Source organism: Streptococcus sp. HMSC072D05 (assembly GCF_001815805.1).
Classification (GTDB): Bacteria; Bacillota; Bacilli; order Lactobacillales; family Streptococcaceae; genus Streptococcus.
In genome coordinates, this window is the sequence record NZ_KV822013.1 from 6,173 (window position 1) to 24,381 (window position 18,209).

Consider the following 18,209-nt stretch of genomic DNA (forward strand, 5'->3'; position numbering starts at 1 on the left):
AAAAAAGTTACAGAAATTTGTAACTTTTCGAAGAATTTTTTATTTTTTATGAACCATGAAACCTGTCGCCTGTTGATTGGCCATAATGGTCATATCTGTAATCTGCACACGACGGGGTTGACTGGTCACATAGACAACAGTGTCTGCGATGTCTTGTGCCTGCAAGGCTTCGATCCCCTGATAAACGGTCGCAGCCCGCTCTTTATCACCGTGAAAACGAACTGTAGAGAAATCAGTTTCGACAATCCCTGGCTGAATGGTGGTCACCTTGATATCTGTCGCAATGGTATCAATTCGCAGTCCATCTGAAAAAGTCTTGACTGCAGCCTTGGTGGCTGAGTAAACAGCTGCCCCAGCATAGGCATAAATTCCTGCGGTTGACCCCATGTTGATAATGTGACCCTGATTGGCTTTTACCATTGCTGGTAAGAAACAGCGAGTGACTGCCATCAACCCCTTGACATTGGTATCTAACATGGTCAGCATATCCAACTCTTCATAGTCTTGATAGGGAGCTAAGCCAAGAGCCAGTCCAGCGTTATTGACCAATATATCAATCTGCCCTATCGTTTCCAAAATATCGGAGCAGACAGTCTTCACCATGGTCATATCCGTGACATCCAGTGGAAAGGTCCAAACTGTTTGATTTGGAAAAGTTTCTGCAAACTCTGACTTGAGGGCCTCTAGTCTGTCTGTCCGTCGCCCTGTTAGAACGACATTCTCCCCCTGCTCTAGATAAGCACGCGCAATCGCTTCACCGATTCCTGAGGTCGCTCCTGTAATTACTACATTTTTTGCCATCTTATTTCCTTCTATCTGGTCTATCAAATACTGAAAATTTCCTAGGCCATCCAGTGCTTGGCTGGGTCAAATGGAGTTCCAACAACTTGGTCTTCTGATAATTCAATAACCCCACGTTTTTGCGGAGCATTTGGCAAGGCAAGTTCACGAGGGCTGCACATCATACCAAAACTCTTTTCACCACGAAGTTCGCCTGGGAAAATGAGATTTCCTTTGGGCATCATAGCTCCAGGAAGAGCTACAATGGTTTTCAGGCCAAGACGCGCATTGGGAGCCCCTGCAACGATTTGCACTGTCTTATCACTTGCGACTGCAACTTGGCAGATGTTGAGGTGGTCACTATCTGGATGGGCTACCATCTCGACAATCTCACCAACAACAAACTTAGGTTCTTTGTCATTGACAATTTCTTCTGTAAATCCTTCCGCCTGCAATTCTTGGTTCAAACGTGCTACTTGCTCATCTGTCAAAAAGACTTGACCGCGCTCTGCAATTTCGAACAAACTTGAAACTTCGAAAATATTCCAAGCTACTGTTTCCCCATTATCTTTGAGGAAAACACGGGCACCCTTGCCTTTGCGCTCCACGTCTAGTTTGGCATCTCCGCTGTTTTTCACGATGATCATAAGGACATCGCCAACATGCTCTTTATTATATGTAAAAATCATTCTTTCCTTTTCTCCTATTTCAGTTCTGCTAAAAAGTCGTTAATTTGTTGCTTGCTTTTACGGTCGCGATTGACAAATCGGCCGATTTCCTTGTCCTTTTCTAGCACAACAAGGCTAGGAATCCCGTACACATCCCAGAGTTTGGCTAGATCCATGTACTGGTCACGGTCCACTCGAATAAAGGTGAACTCTGGATTTGTCTCCTCAATCTCTGGCAAGGCAGGATAGATATAACGACAATCGCCACACCAGTCCGCCACAAAAAGGAAGACCTTCTTGCCATCTTGCTCGACAAAACCTGCGAGTTCTTCTATACTATCAGGAATAATCATAAGACTTCCTCCTCATAGACTAGGTCTTCATTTTCATAGACAAAAGTATAGTGACGACCATCCTCGAAAATGACTCCTCCGACCAGTCGCTCTAGACTACTTTCGTAGACTTGAACATAGAGAGTCGCAATCTCACCCATATCTGAGAAAAGTTCGCGCACGATAGCGGTCAACTCTTCTTGAGTCTTCATGAGTTTGTGGTTATCTGCTGCTTTTTTGGCACCCAAAGCAAGGGCACTTAGACCAGCCACAGTCAAGCCAGTCATCCATAATTTCTTAGCTTTCATACCATTCATTGTAACACAAAAAGGGCTCTAGGACAAATAAGGAAGTAGCAGAAAAGCAAGTAAAAAGCCTCTTCCTTTAGGGAAAAGGACTTCTTATACTCAATGAAAATCAAAGAGCAAACTAGGAAGCTAGCCGCAAGCTGTACTTGAGTACGGTAAGGCGACGCTGACGTGGTTTGAATTTGATTTTCGAAGAGTATTATTCTTATTGCCAAGCGCCTGAGTTGCCAACATAATAGCCATCAGGTGTGTAGGTATTGCGAAGCATCTTACCAGATGAGTCTAAGTAGTACCACTTGCCTTGGACTTGAATCCATTCGTTACTTGCCATAGCTCCTGAACCTTTAACATAGTACCAAGTATCACCATAGTAGAACCAGTCATCTCTCAAGAGAGCGCCTGAATCGGTTAGGTAATACCAGTCACCTCGGTAGAAGAACCATGTGCTCTTTTTCATGAAACCTGATGATTCAAAATAATACCATTTACCTTGGATATACACCCATTCTTGGCTTGCCATAGCTCCTGATGATTTGAGGTAGTACCAACGATTATTGTAAAATTTCCACTCATTACTCATCATAATGCCTGAATCTTTGAAATAGTACCAAATATCTTCACTGCAGATCCAACCACCATGAATCATGCCACCAGCCCCATCCATGAAATACCAATATCCTTGGTATTTTAACCAGTCATTTTTAACTAGATCGCCTTGTTTTTGGTAGTACCAGATTGAGTCTGATTTGAACCAGCCTGCAGTTTCAAAAATTGGATAAAAACTTAGCAAACTAGTTCCGCTGTATGGTCGAGTTATTTCTCCGGGTTTCTCAAGCTTCACACTATCATATTGACTTCCTCTCCATGCTACGACCTTCTTACCCTTGGAAGTATCAGGCAAGGTTGCTGTATAAGTCTTTGTTTTATAATCCCACTTGGTATCTAAATAAGTGTACTGGTCTTTTTCCTCCTCAAGGCGATAATAACTACTCTTTCCTCCGTGATAAATATCGTCCATTACTTTGGTAGACCAAGTCTTGACTTCATCTCCACTCTTGGCCTCCACCTTGATATCCCCACTATAGCCATAAGGAACGTAGAAATTCAGGTAACGCCCCTCTGTACCGACCATAGACTTGTCCTTTTCTTGGCCTAGGAAATTGACTGTCTGATCTTGACCATTGAGACTGACCATCCATTCGATTTTCTCAGTTTTTGGCAAATCCAAGACTTTGATATCTACTTCATGGCCATTATTAAATCGAAGAATTTTGCCATCTTGATACTTAACCCCACCCTTAATAACCCATTCTTCTTCCAATTCGAATGCTTTTCCTGAATGAGGGAAAGCCAGTAAAGCTAAACCTGCTAGAGACAAACAAAATAGTGTGATTTTTTTCATTGTATATCCTCCTTAGGAATTATTATATTAATAGTATCACTATCTATTTTTTTTGCAAATCTTATCCTAAATATGCTAGAAGAAACCTCTGAGATTGCTCTCAGAGATTAGAAGATAACTAGTTACTATTTTCAACTGCTGCAGTCACAAAGGCAGTGTAGAGTTCTTCTGGGCGGTTTGGACGGCTGGAAAGTTCAGGGTGATACTGACACGCTACAAAGAATTTATTTTCAGGAATCTCTACAATTTCTACCAATCGATTGTCTGGAGAAACACCTGAGAAGACAAAACCTGCTGCCTCAAACTGTTCACGAAAGGCGTTGTTAAACTCATAACGGTGACGGTGACGGCGTTGCACCACTTCTTGATTATGATAAGCAGCCGCTGCTTTAGAGCCACGTTTCAACTTAGATGGGTAAAGTCCCAAACGAAGGGTTCCTCCCATATCCTCAATATCAACCTGATCACGCATGATATCAATGATAGGATATTTTGTTTCTGGTGCAAGTTCAGCAGAATTGGCACCTTCAAGACCTAAAACGTGACGAGCAAATTCGATACAAGTTAACTGCATTCCCAAGCAGACACCTAACATTGGAACATCATTCTCACGCGCATAGCGAATGGCTTGGATTTTCCCTTCCGTACCACGTTGACCAAAACCGCCTGGTACGATGATTCCGTTCGCATCAGACAAGAGCTCTGCTACATTCTCTGCCGTCACATCATTGGCATTGACCCAATTAATCTTCACTTCTGCATTGTTGGCATAACCAGAGTGTTTCAAGGCTTCGACCACTGAGATATAGGCATCTTGCAACTCAACATACTTACCAACAAGGGAAATCTTGACTTGCTTCTTGAGGTTCATAACCTTGTCCACCATAGCTGACCATTCTGTCATATCCGCTGCTGGTGCGTCTAATTTCAAATGGTCACAAACAATTTGATCCATACCTTGTGCCTGCAAATTCAGTGGAATTTGGTAAAGATGTTCGACATCCAACGATTCGATAACGGCTTCTGGTGCCACATCACAGAACTGGGCCAGTTTGTTTTTAATGCCTTGACCAGCTGGTTTCTCGGTACGAATGACCAACATATTTGGCTGGATTCCCAAACCACGCAATTCTTTTACAGAATGTTGAGTTGGCTTTGTCTTCATCTCACCAGCAGCTTTTAGATAAGGAAGCAAGGTTGTGTGGATATACATAACATTATCTGCACCCACATCTGCCTTCATCTGACGAAGGGCCTCTAGAAATGGCAAGGACTCAATATCCCCAACGGTTCCACCGACCTCTGTGATAATGACATCAGAGTCTGTCGTTAGAGCGGCACGCTTGATTTTTTCTTTCAAAGCATCTGTGATATGAGGAATGACTTGAACAGTTGCGCCAAGGTACTCGCCACGGCGCTCCTTACGAAGAACTTCACTGTAGATTTTACCAGTGGTCACGTTGGAATATTTGTTGAGATTGATATCGATGAAACGTTCATAGTGACCCAAGTCCAAATCTGTCTCAGCCCCATCATCTGTCACAAAGACTTCTCCGTGCTGGTAAGGACTCATGGTTCCCGGATCGATATTGATATAAGGGTCAAACTTCTGAATGGTTACTTTGAGACCACGATTTTTCAAGAGACGACCCAGACTTGCTGCCACAATCCCTTTCCCAATAGACGACACCACACCACCAGTTACAAAAATATATTTCGTAGACATAGATTCCTCTTTCTAAAATGCTCAAGGCCTTGTTAACTACGAGGGGAGATAGAAAACAAGACCCTTATGAATCACGACTTTTCAAGAAAAACTTCCTGAAAAAACAAAAATAGCTCCCTAGTAACTAGGGAGCCCCGACCTCTAAAAGAGGTGCCCGAACAATATGATACCTTAAAGCAGAACATTTGTCAACCCGAATCAGTAAAACCTGAAAATAAGAAGATTGCCTTTAGAAAACCAACTAAAGATCCTCATCCAAACGGATGACACTACTCAAGGAACAAAAAAAGGAGACCGAGTGATCTCCTCCTTGAAGTCTTTTACTCTTCTTCACTCGTTTCAGCATCATCGTCAGAAAACTCGTCGTCTTCTTCGTTGAGATCCACGTCTTCTCCCAAGTCATCAGGAGCAATTTCGTTGATTTCTGCATCGTAAGCTTCCACTTCATTTTTCTCATCATCTGGATTTTCATCATCATATGAAAGAGCTGGGTCTGCTTCGTATGCATCTTCGTCTTCTGGATCATCCGCATTGTAGTCAATGGCATCTGAATCACCATCCATAAAGGCATTGACACGTTTTTTCTTAGCTTTTGGAGCTACTTCATCGTCGTCACTTTCTTCAAGAGCGATGATTTCTTCGTCGATTTCGTCCACACCGTACCATGAACGAAGGCCCCATTTGTTGTCTCCAAGAGAGATGAAGCTACCATCAAAGTTCAACTCTGTGTAGAACAAAGGTAAAGCTTCGCGGATATCGCTGTTTGATGTTCCAAGGTAGTTTTGAATTTCGTTTACAAGATCACTAAAATGCATCTCATGATCGCGACCACGAAGTTCCAAGATAGCACGCGCTACCTCAATCATAGATAGTTCACTTTTTTCTTGCCCAGCAAATACTTCTAATTCCAAAGCGTTTCTCCTCATTTTTACTACTATCGCCAGAGCAAACAGACTCTGACCTCATTTTATCATGTACTCTTTATTGTACGATAATTTTGCGGAATAGTCAAAGGTTAAATGGGAGAAAGTGGCAGGACTTTTTATTTCTTTGCTACCCAGCCAATGGCATCGTGAGGTGGATTTTCGGTATCAATCCAGATAAATTCGATGCCGATTTCACCATTTTTAAATTTGGTCAATCGAATACCGTTGATTTCCAGCTCATTGAGTCGTTGACCTGTTAAGACTTCTCGTTCTTTTAACTGGAAAACACCACGCAAAATCCAATTTCCAAGAATTTCTTGCTTATCAGTTGACTGAATCGCCTTACCAGATTCTTGGTTGATATAGGCATTAATGACATCTCCAGAAGGTAAGAAGCGTAGCTTAAAGGTTCTTTCCTCTTTCGGTAGAGCTAGTTTTTTAGTGCCGGGTTCAAAAGTACCAAATCCAGGACCAAAGAAATCAGGCCTTTCATCATGGAAATTTTTGGAGTCAGGCAGAGGAATGTATACTTCGCTAACTGGACGATAAACCAGCTGTTCAATTTCTTTAATGAGTTTTTTATTGCCAGTATTATGAACACAGTTAATCAAGTCCTCACGAATAGCTTTCATCTGAACTTTATCTTCCTTACTGGTCCATTTTTTCAATAGGATTTCTTCTAAAGAGAAGGTCACAAAAGCTAGTTCCTCTGGAGCCAGACTGGCCTTAAATTTCTCCTGAATCTTTAAAATCCGCGGGAGACGGTCTTTCTTGGCTAATTTTGAACCGCCGTTAAAGGCATTGAAACCAGAGCTTTCTTCCACATTTCCATGTTTGTCTGTAATAACCCAAGACACTGTTTCTAAGATATCGGATTGTTCCTTTTCAGCTGTCAGCAAATGAAGATTTTCAAAGAGAGAAAAAGGGTCTTCGATATAATGGACGTCCCAAGTATCTACCACAATGTCTTTATTATTAAAAGTCATGTGGAGCTGACTGTCAGCTGCCGTGTACTTGTAGTGGTGTTGTCCATCCGTAAATCGAAAATTAGTAGGATTGTTTTTGGTAGTTGATCCTTCAATGACTAGATTACCAATATCGACTGGTAAATAAGATGTTTCACCGACAAAAATCTTAGGATTTTCTCCTTTTGGGGTCGGCATAAGGACGTGATAAACAGCTTCAACATTGACCGAATCTGAGTTGAACCCCTTGATTTGTGCCTTAGAAGACTCTATTCTCTGATTTCTTAAGGTCGCAATCTTTCGTGCCAACTCTTCATAGCGCTGATAGTTTTCCTTATCTGCAGCTTCTTTATCTACTGAAATATCTGCATGAAACTTGATATCACCCAATAAGTCCGTCCAAGATTGAGAATCTTTCTTGAACTGGGCAATTTTCTGGTCTCCTGAATTAATTCCAAAAGACTTAATACCCACTAGGTATTTATGATTTTCATCTACAACGACAGAGGCATCATAGGAAGTATTGGCGATATCTTCCCCTACGGCATTAAAGGCTTTTTGAAAAACAGTCTCCTGAAATTTGGAGTTGACAATCGGAGCAACAAAATGTTCTGTTTGTCCCTCGTCTTCGGATTCTGCCTTTTGAGAGAAAGCTTGGCTCAAACTAGCGAAGTTGGTAATTAAGGTTTTGTATTTGTCTTTTTGTTCAGACTTTAGATGTTCCCACATAAGCACCCTCTTTTCTATTTTCAGTATATCAAAAGAAGATTAGTTTTTCACTAATCCCCTTATATATTCGTTAATTAATACTGTAAAATTCGAGTTTGCCTTGTTTTTTTACAAGTCTCAAATACTCTTCATCTGACAGAACGGCTAAACCATCGTCATAACCCTTGATTGTTTCAAGAGCTTGGTCATAGCTATCCACAAATTCCTTGACATAGGACTGCCCTTCAAACTGGCCGTTCATCTTGGTATAGATAATAGCGAATTTTCCTGAGCGGTCAAGTTGAGATTGCCCTTGGCTTTCGTTTAAGGCCTTGGCAACATTCTCTGCGATGCGTTTAATCACGGGCACAACCACGCTGTTTCCAGCTTGTTTGTATAGCTGACCGTTAGAAACCCCTTCTGGGATTTTAAAGGATTTAGGATAACCTTGAACATTAAAAGTTTCTTTCGGTGTCAGCTTACGAATCTCACCACTGTCTGTCAAAATCAATGGGACGTTATGTCCACCAGTTCCCATATTTGCTGTGAGGGTAGGGACGACACCGTTTTTATTTTCACGGACATACTGACGACGCCACTGGTAGACCGTGTCTTGACTGGTCACCTCAAACTTCAACTGGTCATAGAAATTCTGCTTGCCTTCGCGGTAGTAGTAGACCTCGTCTAGTTGATCACCAAAGTTAATCACATCCTGAAGACTCGTAGTAAGCTTGATTTCCTCAGGGAATTCAAACGAGTCATAAGCCTCTTTGGTATCAAAACCAACAATATAAATCCGTTCACGGTTTTGTGGGATATTTCCGTAGTCTTTTCCGTTGAGAACCTTCCACTTGATAAAATAGTTGTTCTCAGTCAAGGCTTCACGAATAACCTTGAAGGTATTGCCATGGTCATGACCAACCATGTTCTTAACGTTTTCGATAAAGATGGCACGAGGTTTACATCCCTCAATCATGCGAAGCAATTCGAAGAAAAGATCCCCACGATCGTCGTCAAAGCCCTTGCGATAACCCGCAATACTAAAGGCCTGACATGGGAAACCTCCCATAATCACATCCACGCGCTCAGCTGGGATATCCTCTGGCTGAACAGCGTGAATATCACGACCATCCAAATAGGTATCTGGATGGTTTAACTGATAAGTTTGACGCGCATACTTATCAAATTCATTGGCATACACCACTCTGAACTCGTTGGTCTGTTCAAAACCCAACTCAATTCCCCCAACACCTGAGAAGAAAGCTGCAATGTTGTACTTCTCAGAGCGGTTCGAACTTACAGAATTAGTCATGTAGTAACCTGCTTTCTATAGATATGTTTTATATCCTAATTAAAACAAACTAAATTGATTTTTTAGAATTTTTTAATAAATTAGTTATTAAGAAAGAGAACTTTATTCTGAATCTAGAATGTTATCTCTCATTATGTCTGATAGTCTTTCCGTATCTTGTAACTCATTATATGAAATAAATTGATCGTATATTTTATTTGTAATTTCTTTAAAACTTTCTACGCATTTTTCAAAAGAGGTATTCCCGACCGAAAATTGACTATTTTCATGAGCAATGCTATTTCTTATCTTCTCGGTATAAATTGATAGAAAATGTTTAGCATTCTTGATTTCTCGTAACTCAACACCTAAAGTATCACTATCTGTATCTGGAAATTCAATTTCAATACTTTCTAAAAAATTTTTAATACCTAATATTTGTTCCATAAGAGCTGGATAATACTTATCCAATTTCTTTTTGTGTAAGAACTCAAATCTTACATGAATTCTTAAATCCTCTTCGCTAAGGTCGCCTTCTAATAAAGACTTGATATTAGTAAAACTACTAAGAATTTGATTTTGATTTTGATTTTTAAAAAAATTGTCAAACTGTCTTTCTCTATTTTTAAGATACTCAATAGCAAAAGAGTCTACTAAATTGCTAAAACAAATTCCATCAGCTAGAGCTTTTCTAATATATATATCAATTATATCTTTTAAAAATAATTCAAAAGTTGTAAAAATAGATAGATATAAAGAATTCTCGAGAAGAATTTTAGCATTACCTCCTAAAGAACCCAGTGAATTATTATAAACATTTTTGTATTCATCATATGTATTTAGAATACTAGTCTTATCTAAGCTACTATGATTCATTTAATTAACCCTCTAATATAGAAGACAAGACTTTCCCCCAATTATACCTTCTTTTTACATTTTCAGTATTATTTGTTGCTCTGAGAAAAATCTCGGTATTATCTGAAAGGAATTTCTTAAAAGATTCTCTTATTAGTTCTTTTTGTTCAAGAATAGCACTTTCAGAAAATCTTGACAAACTTACTAATTGTAACTCAGCAATAGTTTTATTGATACTTGTTGAAGAATCATTGTTATCTATGCGCTTGAAAGCATCGTCATTAAAAACAATTTGTACTTTTCGTATAGAATCATTAATAAAAGTCTTCAATTCATCACATTTTTCTTCATCATTTCTAAATTCTTTTAAAAATTCAATTATGGACGTATTCAATCTTCCACCATATTTTCGCTCTTTTTTCTCAAGTGATTTTTCATTACGAACAGGTACAGTTCTAAGATTCCAGTCATTGTCAATAAAATCATTAATAACAAACGCTCTCAATAAAATTTCATTATACCCAAATCTCTTTTTTAAAATAGGTCTATTACCAAAAATATTATCAACCTCACTACTTTCACAAATAGTATTTAAAGCATACAATAATTTTCCACGATACATAACATTTAAAAGCTCTTGACCATTTAGCTTTATTGACCCTTGATTAATTCTAGAAAATACATCGTATTTAATATCTTCTGATGAATCTTTTTGGATAATAACCATAGGTAAAGAGACATTTTTAAAACGTCTCTGGATTTTTTCATCCATTTCGTATAATGTTTTTTTATTAAGATTGTTCAAAGTGTTTAAACCAGATAATTTCAATGGTTGTATTTCGTCTAACTGTTTATCTTTAACTGAATTTCTTTTTAATTCATCTTCACTTAATATAGATTTATAAAAAGAGTAAACTGTAGTTAATCTTTGTTGACCATCTATTACTTCAAGTGTGTCATCATCGTTTTCTGCTAAAAATATTGTCGGAATAGGAATTGAAAGTAACAAAGATTCTATAAACTGAGATTGTGTCTTTTCGTTCCATACAAATTTTCTCTGATAATCAGGTTGCAAGATTAATTCGCCTTCTGTAATCATTCTTATAATATCTGAAGTAGATTTATCCACTTTATCTATATATAATTTTCTACCTGATGGAGTCTCAATCTCATCAGAAATTTCCTCTTCGCGGTCAAGATCAATCTTATCATTTTCGATAACATCAATCAAATCTTTTTCACTATATTTTTCTAATATATTTGACATGCTATATTTTCCTTATTTTCAATAAATTTTATTTCACTAATTTCTTCATCTCATCAATACGTGTTACAGTCGCATCGTATTTCGCTTGGTAGTCGGCTTGTTTGTCGCGTTCTTTTTGGACGACTTCTGGTTTGGCATTGGCTACGAATCGTTCGTTAGAGAGCTTCTTGCCTACCATATCCAGTTCTTTTTGCCATTTAGCCAGTTCCTTGTCGAGGCGAGCGAGTTCTTCTTCGACATTGAGGAGGTCTGCGAGCGGCAGGTAGATTTCTGCTCCTGTGATGACGCTTGACATAGCGAGTTCAGGTGCAGGGATGTTTGATGCGATTTCCAAGTGTTCTGGATTTGTGAAGCGTTTGATGTAGTTGACATTGCTGTTAAAGAAGGCTTCCAAGTCGCTATCGCTTGTCTTAACAAGGATGGTGATTGGCTTGCTTGGTGCTACGTTTACTTCCGCACGCGCATTACGAACGGCACGGATCAAGTCTTTGAGGCTTTCTACACCAGTGTGAGCCGCAAGGTCTTCAAAGGCTGGGTTGACAGTTGGGTATGTTGCTGTAACGATAGAACCTTCTGAGATTTGTCCAAAGATTTCCTCTGTCACGAACGGCATGATTGGGTGGAGGAGACGAAGGATCTTGTCCAAAGTGTAAAGGAGAACAGAACGTGTGATGACTTTCTCTTCTTCGTTGTCGCTATAAAGGACTTCCTTGGTCAACTCAACGTACCAGTCCGCAAACTCATCCCAGATGAAGTTGTAGAGGATGTGTCCAGCCACACCAAATTCAAACTTATCAAAGTTTTCAGTGACTTTGCCGATAGTTTCATTAAGGTTATGGAGAATCCAGCGGTCTGTGACATTGCCAGCTTCCTTGTTGACAACTTTTTCCACATTGGCAGTAGCTTGCTCAAGGGTCAAGCCTTCATTGTTCATGAGGATGTAGCGAGAGATGTTCCAGAACTTGTTAATGAAGTTCCATGAAGCATCCATTTTTTCGTAAGAGAAGCGCACGTCTTGTCCTGGTGCAGAACCGTTTGAAAGGAACCAACGAAGGGCATCGGCACCGTATTTCTCGATAACATCCATTGGGTCAATCCCGTTTCCAAGAGATTTAGACATCTTGCGTCCTTGTTCGTCACGGATGAGACCGTGGATAAGGACGTTTTGGAATGGCTGACGGCCTGTAAATTCCAAACCTTGGAAAATCATCCGAGACACCCAGAACGGAATAATATCATAACCAGTCACCAAAGTTGATGTTGGATAATAACGTTTAAGGTCTTCTGAGTCGACATCAGGCCAGCCCATGGTAGAGAATGGCCAAAGAGCCGAACTGAACCACGTATCCAAGACGTCTTCGTCCTGAGTCCATCCATCACCTTCTGGAGCTTCTTCGCCGACATATATTTCACCCTCAGCATTATACCAAGCAGGGATTTGGTGACCCCACCAGAGCTGACGAGAGATTACCCAGTCGTGGACATTTTCCATCCATTGGAGGAAGGTATCGTTGAAACGAGGTGGGTAGAATTCTACCTTATCGTCTGTGTCTTGGTTGGCAATAGCGTTCTTAGCTAATTGGTCCATCTTAACGAACCATTGTGTAGACAAGCGTGGCTCAACCACAACACCTGTACGTTCTGAGTGACCAACACTGTGGACCCGTTTTTCGATTTTAACGAGGGCACCGATTTCTTCCAACTTAGCAACGACTGCCTTACGAGCTTCAAAACGGTCCATGCCAGCAAATTCGAAGGCCAAGTCATTCATGGTTCCGTCGTCGTTCATGACGTTGACTTGTGGCAAGTTGTGGCGTTGACCAACCAAGAAGTCGTTTGGATCGTGGGCAGGCGTGATTTTCACGACACCAGTACCAAATTCAGGATCTGCATGCTCGTCCCCAACGATTGGAATCAATTTATTAGCAATTGGAAGGATGACATTTTTACCAATCAGGTCCTTGTAGCGTGGGTCTTCTGGATTGACCGCAACCGCAACATCCCCAAACATAGTTTCAGGACGAGTTGTCGCAACTTCAAGGGCGCGTGAGCCATCTTCCAGCATGTAGTTCATGTGGTAGAAGGCACCTTCGACGTCCTTGTGAATCACCTCGATATCAGAAAGGGCTGTGCGAGCTGCTGGATCCCAGTTGATGATAAACTCACCACGGTAGATCCAGCCTTTCTTGTAAAGGTCCACAAAGACCTTGCGAACAGCTTTTGACAAACCTTCGTCAAGAGTGAAACGCTCACGAGAGTAGTCTACAGAGAGCCCCATCTTGCCCCATTGTTCCTTGATAGTCGTCGCATATTCGTCTTTCCATTCCCAGACTTTATCTAGGAATTTTTCACGACCGAGGTCGTAACGGCTAATACCCTCACCACGCAAGCGCTCCTCAACCTTAGCTTGAGTCGCAATCCCCGCGTGGTCCATACCTGGAAGCCAAAGCGTATCAAAACCTTGCATCCGTTTTTGACGGATAATGATATCCTGCAAAGTCGTATCCCAAGCGTGACCAAGGTGGAGTTTCCCAGTTACGTTTGGTGGTGGAATCACGATAGAATAAGGCTTAGCCTTTTTATCGCCAGAAGGCTTGAAAACATCGGCATCAAGCCATTTTTGGTAACGACCAGCCTCAACCTCGGCTGGATTGTATTTAGGTGAAAGTTCTTTAGACATGTGTGTTCTCCTTAATAATTAGTTTCTTTTTAATTTCTTGTTTAGTTTCTTATTTATTTTCTTGCGTAATTTTATCTGTTCTTTTTTTAGTTTATTAACATCTTCTTTTGTTATATTATACTTTATATCCCATGATTTTTGTTTCAATCTAGAGTTTAAATTATAAATTTCGTAATATTTTAACTCTAAATCAGTCCTATTTTTTTCTATCTTTTTTATTTGAGAAATATATTTATAGTCTATATTAAAAATTTGATAAATAAGCAAAAGTTCGGAAGAAATTATAATTAACATCAAAATTAACGGGAAGATATTTACCAGAAAATTCAATTTAAATAGATTATAAAAATTTAATAAAATAAATGTTAAATAAAGTGAATAAAGATAAGGTGATACAAATCCTACTAAAAAGGTTAACATTAAAATAGTTTTTTCTTTAGGCGAATCAAAATTGAGTTTAGATAGAAATTCTATTAGGTGCGGTTGTAAAAATAAAAGAATAACTGAAAATAATGATAAATACATATTTACTTCATTATTCACATTTCCCGCCCAAAATAACATTATTAAGTTTAGAATTATCAATCCCCATCTTAAAAAATTCCATAAGAAATTATTATTAATTCTAACCTCATTTTTTGAACGTTCCCAATCATATTTCAAGAGTAACCTTAAATACTGACTGAGTATTTGCGATTTTTCTTCTGAGTAATCAAAATCATTTAAAAGGTCCCAAATATGTCCATCTTTCATGTAATACTCATTAGTATATTTAATATTTCTACAATAGCCGTATGGATTGATTTGTGTTCTAAGACTATTTACTGCAGATTCCCTATTTTCTCCATTTAGCAAATCAACAATTATCAACTTTATGTTTTTTCTCCATTCAGAGCGTTCTTTAGTAATATAATCAAGTTGATTTCTTTTACTATTATTAACAAACACTAAAATCGCACTCAAGATAGCCCCTATTCCTGCTCCACTAATTAGAGTAATAATCTGGCTTGTTTCCAATCCTCTCACCTCGCTTTCGAAATTCTTCAATACATCCCAACTGTTCGATTTTCTCGAACAGTTCAACTATCAACTTCTAGCTTCCCACTCACTCCTCAGCAAGCCATATATCAAACTGTCACAACGATTGCCTTGGGCATCTTTGCGTTCTCTTATGCGAGCTTCGAGGGTAAAGCCTAATTTTTCCGCGACTCGTTGACTTTGGGCATTGTAGCCAAAGCAAGTCATCTCAATCTTATGAAGACCCAGTTCTTTAAAAGCTAGGTCAATCAAGGCACGCGCTGCTTCTGGAACATAACCTAGACCCCAATGGTCTGGATGTAAGATATAGCCAATCTCCAAGACATCATCCTCGTGACGACGAGGGAAATCAACAGAGCCGATGACCTTATCGGTTCCTTTAACGACAATTCCATAGCCCGCTGGGAGATTGTTCTTTTCATTACGCTCGGGCAGAATATGCTCCAGATAATAAATCTCATCTTCCAAGCTCTTGACGGGGTGAAATGCTGCTGGATAGGCGACCTCTGGGAGACTGGCGTAGGCATGGATATCCTCGGCATCAGCCACTGTTCGGACTCGTAAAACGAGACGTTCTGTTTCGATTCTTTCTGGCAACTCTGCTCTTGTCATCCTTCTACCTCGCTTTCTACAAAAAATCGTCCCTGCCATATCCATGACAGGGACGAATGTGCTTATCCGCGGTACCACCCAATTTCGGGCAAAGCCCGCAACTCTCGTCTTTAAAACAAAAAGACATTTTTATTTCATTTTCAGTCATTAGCAACTAGTTTTGACACATTTGTGGACTTCTCAGCACCGCCACTTTCTGTAAAATGTGGGATTCAAAACACCTCTAATGGCTCTATTGTAGCAAGTTTTTCTCGGAAATGCAAGGGGCAAGAAAGATTACTTGAAGCTGATTCCGTGCTCTTTTAATTTCTTAATGGTAGCTGGGCCAATTCCTTTCAAAGCAAGGAGTTCTTTTTCAGTCCAGTTTTTAAAGTCAGCAGCCGACTTGATCCCCTCATCATAGAAAGTCTTAGCACGATCTACTGAGAGGCCACCCAAAGTAGCTGCGAAATCTTCTACTGAATTGGCTACTTTTTGAGCTTGTTCCTTGGTCGCTTCTACTGCTTGTTCCACTTTTTTAGAGACAACTTTTCCTGCTTCGCTGGCAGATTTTTCTGCGTGTTTCACGACTTTTTTGGTCTCTTCGACAACTTTGGTCACCGTACTTGAAAAGGCACCTGAGCGACGAAGGCTATTTCGCAATTGTTTTTTACGTTGGAGTTTCTTTGACATGATAAAATCCTTTCAATAAAAAATCCCTGCTCTGACAAGGATTTAATAAAGATATTCTATCAAGATTTTGGGAAAAAATCAAGAAAGTATCTGTATTTTAATAGTTTCGCTCACCAAACAATCCTTCTGGCAAATCATGGAATCCCTTGCCTGCCTTGAAATTTTCGAACTTACCAAGCAAGAACTGGTAGGCATCCAAGCGACTTTCGTAGCGAATCATGGCATCTTTGGCACGTTCGTCTTGGTCTTCTTCGTAGACCTTTTGACTTTCCTTGTGCGCCATGTCGTTGATCATGATCTGGGTATTGACCCAAGCTTCAAATTCCTTCATAAATTCCTGTTCGTAACTCATTGATTCTCCTTATTCTAATCCACGGAAGAAGTCCGTATCAATCTCTCGGTAGGGCTGGATATCCTGAACATACTCCAACACGCCTTGGAATTCCCCGTTTTCATCGTGTACCGCAGCATAGGTAATGTGGACAAACTTGCCTCGCGAATCTGACTTGAACCACATTTCATACTTGTCCTTGACCCCTTCACGAAGACCTTGCATAACGGCCTTCACCTTTTCTAGATATTTGGGCGGATGGCAGAGTTCTACATTGCGCCCGACTTGGGACGGCGTCCGTTTGAAAATCATCTCATCAGCTGGCGTATTGTCATTGTAATACTGAAAAATATCGTCTTTATTGACAAAAGTGATCTCCATAGGGAGGTGATTGAGGATGAGATTGGCCTGCTCGACGGAGAGATAACCATTGCCAAAAGCCTGTTGACTATGACGGTCCAGCACTGCTTCCTTTTCCTTAGGGGTAAAGGTAATGGTGAACTGGCCTTCTGGTGTATCGATAACTTGCTGAACTTGACCTTCAGCCGTGTCCAGCTGCACGGGCTCCTCTGCACTCTTTTCCTCAACGAAACTCTGTCGTTCTGGCACCCATTTCTCGGACGGACGAATGATGGCATAGCCGTAGGCATTGCTCTCCTCCGCAATCTGAATCCAGTCATCCTGGGTGAAAGACTCAAGGAGAATCATGAGGAGGATGGACTCTTCCTTGAAAATCATACTTTCAAACTCTGTCGCAAAAGCTTCAAAGGCCTCCTTTACAGTGGAAATCGCCACTTCTGGTAGTGCCTTAGCCGTCGCTAGAGCTGTCTGAAAGAGTTCTCTGATCTGATCGTCCACTCCCCACATGACTTTAGGAGGTGAATCGTGACCATAGCGCTCCATGATGGGAAAAAAGAGCTCTTCCTTGCGCTGATAATGGATGTCAAATTGCCCCAACAGCCCCATTTGACGTACCAAGCCCTTGCGCATCTCTGCCAGCATTTCCTCATCTTCCATAGACTCATAGGTATCCAACAGTCTCCGAATGCGAATCAAAGCTGCACGGAGAGCTAGATTTTCATCCTTGAAGACGCGAACGGGGTGGCCAGGATGCTCGGTATCCTCTACTTCGACACCCTTAACTGCATTTTTAAAAAGATTAGCATGGACATCACAGAGTTCCATGACATCTTCAAAGGTGACTCCTGAATCTGAGTTCATCAATTCGTGCTCCATGAGAGAAATCTCGATAGCTGAAACACCTGTAAAAGTCGCATCAAAACGCTCCTGAACCGACTCAGGAGAGGCACCATTGTGCAATTCTAGCAAAATATCCCGTAGGATATGAATCCGTTCATCTGCCATTAGTCTAATCCAATCACTTCATAGCCGTTTGCTTCTAGCGTGCGGACAATCTTGTCCATAGGAGTTCCTTCGAGTTTAGAACCCTGCTTAAGCGATACTTTGCGCCCAACAGTGTTGCGCATCAAGGGATTAGCAAGTGGTTTAAAACCGAGCTCTACTAGGATTTCCAAGACTTCCGGGTGCTTGTCTACCACTTCTGCAACGGGAATTGACACATCGATGATATTGTCCATGACGACCTCCATGTATGTTCTAATACTCAATGAAAATCAAAGAGCAAACT

Annotated in this window: 18 protein-coding genes; all 18 read right to left on the minus strand. The window is 40.5% G+C overall.

Annotated elements, in window-relative coordinates; genetic code table 11:
- Nucleotides 1-39: 39 nt before the first annotated feature.
- Nucleotides 40-801 (minus strand): SDR family NAD(P)-dependent oxidoreductase, encoded by a 762-nt coding sequence (locus HMPREF3057_RS03955; RefSeq protein ID WP_061588756.1) that lies wholly within the window; start codon nucleotides 799-801, stop codon nucleotides 40-42.
- A 41-nt stretch (nucleotides 802-842) separates the two neighbouring features.
- Nucleotides 843-1,469, minus strand: coding sequence for a YtpR family tRNA-binding protein (gene ytpR, locus HMPREF3057_RS03960; RefSeq protein ID WP_049520664.1), 627 nt, complete (start codon nucleotides 1,467-1,469; stop codon nucleotides 843-845).
- Between the two features lie 14 nt (nucleotides 1,470-1,483).
- A complete protein-coding gene (locus tag HMPREF3057_RS03965; RefSeq protein ID WP_070696475.1) occupies nucleotides 1,484-1,801 on the minus strand; it encodes a thioredoxin family protein in 318 nt (105 codons plus the stop codon).
- Nucleotides 1,798-2,097 carry a DUF4651 domain-containing protein gene (locus HMPREF3057_RS03970; RefSeq protein ID WP_002875970.1) on the minus strand — a complete coding sequence of 100 codons (300 nt, stop codon included), beginning with the start codon at nucleotides 2,095-2,097 and terminating at the stop codon, nucleotides 1,798-1,800. The genes HMPREF3057_RS03965 and HMPREF3057_RS03970 overlap by 4 nt, the downstream gene beginning before the upstream one ends.
- Nucleotides 2,098-2,293: 196 nt before the next feature.
- Nucleotides 2,294-3,490, minus strand: coding sequence for a PspC-like choline-binding domain-containing protein (locus tag HMPREF3057_RS03975; protein ID WP_070696478.1), 1,197 nt, complete (start codon nucleotides 3,488-3,490; stop codon nucleotides 2,294-2,296).
- A gap of 118 nt (nucleotides 3,491-3,608) precedes the next feature.
- Complete coding sequence (locus HMPREF3057_RS03980; RefSeq protein WP_000105256.1) at nucleotides 3,609-5,216, minus strand: CTP synthase; 1,608 nt, start codon at nucleotides 5,214-5,216, stop codon at nucleotides 3,609-3,611.
- Nucleotides 5,217-5,536: 320 nt separating this feature from the next.
- Nucleotides 5,537-6,127, minus strand: a complete 591-nt coding sequence (rpoE, locus tag HMPREF3057_RS03985; protein ID WP_000418415.1) for a DNA-directed RNA polymerase subunit delta — start codon at nucleotides 6,125-6,127, stop codon at nucleotides 5,537-5,539.
- Between the two features lie 131 nt (nucleotides 6,128-6,258).
- Entirely contained in the window at nucleotides 6,259-7,836 is a 1,578-nt protein-coding gene (locus HMPREF3057_RS10290) for a hypothetical protein (RefSeq protein ID WP_070696481.1), read from the minus strand.
- Nucleotides 7,837-7,906: 70 nt separating this feature from the next.
- Complete coding sequence (locus tag HMPREF3057_RS03995; RefSeq protein ID WP_070696484.1) at nucleotides 7,907-9,127, minus strand: DNA cytosine methyltransferase; 1,221 nt, start codon at nucleotides 9,125-9,127, stop codon at nucleotides 7,907-7,909.
- Nucleotides 9,128-9,229: 102 nt separating this feature from the next.
- Nucleotides 9,230-9,982: a HEPN domain-containing protein gene (locus HMPREF3057_RS04000; RefSeq protein ID WP_070696488.1), complete on the minus strand. Its 753-nt coding sequence runs from the start codon at nucleotides 9,980-9,982 to the stop codon at nucleotides 9,230-9,232.
- Nucleotides 9,983-9,986: 4 nt separating this feature from the next.
- The gene (locus tag HMPREF3057_RS04005; RefSeq protein WP_070696491.1) at nucleotides 9,987-11,228 is read right to left on the minus strand and encodes a GmrSD restriction endonuclease domain-containing protein; all 1,242 of its coding nucleotides are present in this window, start codon (nucleotides 11,226-11,228) and stop codon (nucleotides 9,987-9,989) included.
- A 28-nt stretch (nucleotides 11,229-11,256) separates the two neighbouring features.
- Nucleotides 11,257-13,908 (minus strand): valine--tRNA ligase, encoded by a 2,652-nt coding sequence (locus HMPREF3057_RS04010; RefSeq protein ID WP_070696494.1) that lies wholly within the window; start codon nucleotides 13,906-13,908, stop codon nucleotides 11,257-11,259.
- 18 nt (nucleotides 13,909-13,926) lie between these two features.
- The gene (locus HMPREF3057_RS04015) at nucleotides 13,927-14,991 is read right to left on the minus strand and encodes a hypothetical protein (protein ID WP_000995845.1); all 1,065 of its coding nucleotides are present in this window, start codon (nucleotides 14,989-14,991) and stop codon (nucleotides 13,927-13,929) included.
- A gap of 3 nt (nucleotides 14,992-14,994) precedes the next feature.
- Nucleotides 14,995-15,558, minus strand: coding sequence for a GNAT family N-acetyltransferase (locus HMPREF3057_RS04020; RefSeq protein WP_000196169.1), 564 nt, complete (start codon nucleotides 15,556-15,558; stop codon nucleotides 14,995-14,997).
- 276 nt (nucleotides 15,559-15,834) lie between these two features.
- On the minus strand, nucleotides 15,835-16,230 hold the full coding sequence (locus tag HMPREF3057_RS04025) for a helix-hairpin-helix domain-containing protein (RefSeq protein ID WP_000038699.1): 396 nt from the start codon (nucleotides 16,228-16,230) through the stop codon (nucleotides 15,835-15,837).
- A 97-nt stretch (nucleotides 16,231-16,327) separates the two neighbouring features.
- Nucleotides 16,328-16,582, minus strand: coding sequence for a DUF1912 family protein (locus HMPREF3057_RS04030; RefSeq protein WP_000119707.1), 255 nt, complete (start codon nucleotides 16,580-16,582; stop codon nucleotides 16,328-16,330).
- A 9-nt stretch (nucleotides 16,583-16,591) separates the two neighbouring features.
- A complete protein-coding gene (locus HMPREF3057_RS04035) occupies nucleotides 16,592-17,926 on the minus strand; it encodes a DUF438 domain-containing protein (protein WP_049478918.1) in 1,335 nt (444 codons plus the stop codon).
- Nucleotides 17,926-18,159, minus strand: coding sequence for a DUF1858 domain-containing protein (locus HMPREF3057_RS04040; protein WP_000368739.1), 234 nt, complete (start codon nucleotides 18,157-18,159; stop codon nucleotides 17,926-17,928). Before HMPREF3057_RS04040 ends, HMPREF3057_RS04035 begins: the two co-directional genes overlap by 1 nt.
- Nucleotides 18,160-18,209: the final 50 nt, after the last annotated feature.

Bases quoted from the DNA above. Each gene is read 5' to 3' on its own strand.
- HMPREF3057_RS03955 (WP_061588756.1), bottom strand. From the start codon at position 801: ATGGCAAAAAATGTAGTAATTACAGGAGCGACCTCAGGAATCGGTGAA.
- ytpR (WP_049520664.1), bottom strand. From the start codon at position 1,469: ATGATTTTTACATATAATAAAGAGCATGTTGGCGATGTCCTTATGATC.
- HMPREF3057_RS03965 (WP_070696475.1), bottom strand. From the start codon at position 1,801: ATGATTATTCCTGATAGTATAGAAGAACTCGCAGGTTTTGTCGAGCAA.
- HMPREF3057_RS03970 (WP_002875970.1), bottom strand. From the start codon at position 2,097: ATGAATGGTATGAAAGCTAAGAAATTATGGATGACTGGCTTGACTGTG.
- HMPREF3057_RS03975 (WP_070696478.1), bottom strand. From the start codon at position 3,490: ATGAAAAAAATCACACTATTTTGTTTGTCTCTAGCAGGTTTAGCTTTA.
- HMPREF3057_RS03980 (WP_000105256.1), bottom strand. From the start codon at position 5,216: ATGTCTACGAAATATATTTTTGTAACTGGTGGTGTGGTGTCGTCTATT.
- HMPREF3057_RS10290 (WP_070696481.1), bottom strand. From the start codon at position 7,836: ATGTGGGAACATCTAAAGTCTGAACAAAAAGACAAATACAAAACCTTA.
- HMPREF3057_RS03995 (WP_070696484.1), bottom strand. From the start codon at position 9,127: ATGACTAATTCTGTAAGTTCGAACCGCTCTGAGAAGTACAACATTGCA.
- HMPREF3057_RS04000 (WP_070696488.1), bottom strand. From the start codon at position 9,982: ATGAATCATAGTAGCTTAGATAAGACTAGTATTCTAAATACATATGAT.
- HMPREF3057_RS04005 (WP_070696491.1), bottom strand. From the start codon at position 11,228: ATGTCAAATATATTAGAAAAATATAGTGAAAAAGATTTGATTGATGTT.
- HMPREF3057_RS04010 (WP_070696494.1), bottom strand. From the start codon at position 13,908: ATGTCTAAAGAACTTTCACCTAAATACAATCCAGCCGAGGTTGAGGCT.
- HMPREF3057_RS04020 (WP_000196169.1), bottom strand. From the start codon at position 15,558: ATGACAAGAGCAGAGTTGCCAGAAAGAATCGAAACAGAACGTCTCGTT.
- HMPREF3057_RS04025 (WP_000038699.1), bottom strand. From the start codon at position 16,230: ATGTCAAAGAAACTCCAACGTAAAAAACAATTGCGAAATAGCCTTCGT.
- HMPREF3057_RS04030 (WP_000119707.1), bottom strand. From the start codon at position 16,582: ATGAGTTACGAACAGGAATTTATGAAGGAATTTGAAGCTTGGGTCAAT.
- HMPREF3057_RS04035 (WP_049478918.1), bottom strand. From the start codon at position 17,926: ATGGCAGATGAACGGATTCATATCCTACGGGATATTTTGCTAGAATTG.
- HMPREF3057_RS04040 (WP_000368739.1), bottom strand. From the start codon at position 18,159: ATGGACAATATCATCGATGTGTCAATTCCCGTTGCAGAAGTGGTAGAC.